The organism is Pseudoalteromonas sp. Isolate3 (assembly GCF_022398505.1).
GTDB lineage: Bacteria > Pseudomonadota > Gammaproteobacteria > Enterobacterales > Alteromonadaceae > Pseudoalteromonas > Pseudoalteromonas apostichopi.
Window position 1 is genome coordinate 1 of the sequence record NZ_JAKEVN010000233.1, and the last position, 1,931, is coordinate 1,931.

Sequence of the window (1,931 nt, forward strand, 5' to 3'; positions counted from 1 at the left end):
AAAATATACTCTTAATTTTTATTCTGTTAAGTAGCAGCGTCCTTTTCGGTTGCGGCTCCGAAGACGCTCCAAAAGGCGAACAAAATACGCCAGGTAATGTGGCTACTCTCTATTTTGATGCCTTATATAACCAAAACGATTTGAATCTTGCCATGGAATACTCCACTCCAAAAATGGCGCGTATTATGAAATCTTATGGTACTGCTGGGCAGTTCGCTCGTAACCTTGTCAATATGCAATACGATGAAGTCGTAATTGAAGTCGATATGACCAATATGAGTTTACGCGAGCAATATGGCGATAAAGCCAATATCAATTTAATTTTTACTGGTTATTTTAATGGTAAGAAAGTTGATGACATGCGCAGTGTGAAAATGATACGTAAGAAAGGAAAATGGTACATAGAAAAAATTAATGCCGATCCATTTGCACGTTAATTTAAAACTAAAAAAGGGCCTGATGGCCCTTTTTTAGTATAAGAGTATTGATATTACTCTTCGTCAAACTCTTGATGTTGACGCTGTGCAGGACGCGCTAAGATCTCAACGTAAAACGATGTAAGCCCTTTAGCTTCGATATCGCTAATACACTTATTAATCTCTGCCACGTGAACGACATTGGCCTCATCCGCTGACTCACCAAACTTACAGTCAAATGCCCAATAGTCAGCACCTGCTGGGAGTGTTTTATTACGCTCACGTTTTAAGTATTTTTTTACTTCGTGCTTGGCTGCATCAACCATACGAGGATATTTAATTTTCTCGTGGTTTAGCGTGAATGTTTTCTTCATTATAGTCCTAGTAACTTGGTTCAATGACAATGGCATTAAGCCATAGGCTGCTATTATAACAAGCACATCTTAATTTAGCTGTACTTTTTGCCATTTTACTTAAATATAGTTTATTCAGAGTCTATGACAATTCGATTAAGCCGCTAATACTTAGGCTGTTGCTAAATGTAGAGGTTGATGTATAGCTTCATCATTTAGGCTGTCATAAAAGGCAGCTGCATCTATTTGTGGCCGCTCAACTGGTTTATTCTTTTCGTAAAAACGTTTTCTAACTGCAGGTTCACAGTTATCAATCACTTCAAGTGGCACATGCTGCCTATCATCACGTATATTCAGTGGTTCAGGATTTAAGCAATGACGCAACCTGATATCTGATAAACCACCTTGCAATAGCCTGTAAGCATTTTCTTGACCAATCAGCATGTCAAACTGCTCAGGTGCCAATGGTTGTGCTGGCCCTGCTCCTAATTCAGTTCGCAGAACAGATTCAGACACATCAGGGTTGGTTAATTCAGTTTTTGGTAGGTGAAACTGACTAAAATCGAGCACATCATGAGAAAGCATTGCTAGTAATAAAGCAAACTCCCCAGGGCGTTTCTCTTGAACACTTTTATTTAGACGATTATCGAGTTGACTCTCTGTGAGCAACAAACCATCAATTTGCATAGTCTTTAGCCAAATAGTTTCTTGATTAACCAGTTATCGGCATTTATGTAATTTTCTTTAGTTTTTTTCTTTACTTAAATAACCAGTTTGCTATTATCAGCGCCGTTGCATTGGAGGGGTTCCCGAGCGGCCAAAGGGATCAGACTGTAAATCTGACGGCTCAGCCTTCGCTGGTTCGAATCCAGCTCCCTCCACCACTTTTCTTATTTGAAAAGTGGGGCCAAATGCAATAGTAAAATCTGTGTGGAGGGGTTCCCGAGCGGCCAAAGGGATCAGACTGTAAATCTGACGGCTCAGCCTTCGCTGGTTCGAATCCAGCTCCCTCCACCACTCTTTACTCTTTCTAACTTTACTCTTTCTAACTTTACTCTTTCTAACTTTACTCTTTCTAACTTTACTCTTTCTAACTTTACTCTTTCTAACTTTACTCTTTCTAACTTTACTCTTTCTAACTTTACTCTTTCTAACTTTACTC

General features: G+C 39.3%; 4 protein-coding genes and 2 tRNA genes. 3 read left to right on the forward strand and 3 right to left on the reverse strand.

Annotation, left to right across the window (positions count from 1 at the left end; translation table 11 throughout):
* The first annotated feature begins 23 nt into the window (after positions 1–23).
* Positions 24–437 carry a hypothetical protein gene (locus tag L1D46_RS20485; protein ID WP_239978156.1) on the forward strand — a complete coding sequence of 138 codons (414 nt, stop codon included), beginning with the start codon at positions 24–26 and terminating at the stop codon, positions 435–437.
* Positions 438–490: 53 nt separating this feature from the next.
* Here the strand turns inward: L1D46_RS20485 and L1D46_RS20490 are convergent, their stop codons facing one another.
* Both L1D46_RS20490 and L1D46_RS20495 read right to left on the reverse strand, forming a co-directional pair.
* Complete coding sequence (locus L1D46_RS20490; protein ID WP_130051806.1) at positions 491–790, reverse strand: DUF6172 family protein; 300 nt, start codon at positions 788–790, stop codon at positions 491–493.
* 150 nt (positions 791–940) lie between these two features.
* A complete protein-coding gene (locus L1D46_RS20495; protein WP_130051807.1) occupies positions 941–1,456 on the reverse strand; it encodes a VC2046/SO_2500 family protein in 516 nt (171 codons plus the stop codon).
* Positions 1,457–1,568: 112 nt separating this feature from the next.
* Between L1D46_RS20495 and L1D46_RS20500 the strand changes: the two genes are divergently transcribed.
* Positions 1,569–1,653, forward strand: a tRNA-Tyr gene (locus L1D46_RS20500).
* Between the two features lie 48 nt (positions 1,654–1,701).
* Positions 1,702–1,786 (forward strand) — tRNA-Tyr (locus L1D46_RS20505).
* Here L1D46_RS20505 and L1D46_RS20510 read toward each other — a convergent pair.
* The coding region (locus tag L1D46_RS20510; protein WP_239978155.1) for a pentapeptide repeat-containing protein at positions 1,750–1,931 on the reverse strand (182 nt) is incomplete at its 5' end. The genes L1D46_RS20505 and L1D46_RS20510 overlap by 37 nt on opposite strands.

What these genes read in the sequence shown, in the direction of transcription:
- L1D46_RS20490 (WP_130051806.1), bottom strand. Translation starts at nt 790, where the DNA reads ATGAAGAAAACATTCACGCTAAACCACGAGAAAATTAAATATCCTCGT.
- L1D46_RS20495 (WP_130051807.1), bottom strand. Translation starts at nt 1,456, where the DNA reads ATGCAAATTGATGGTTTGTTGCTCACAGAGAGTCAACTCGATAATCGT.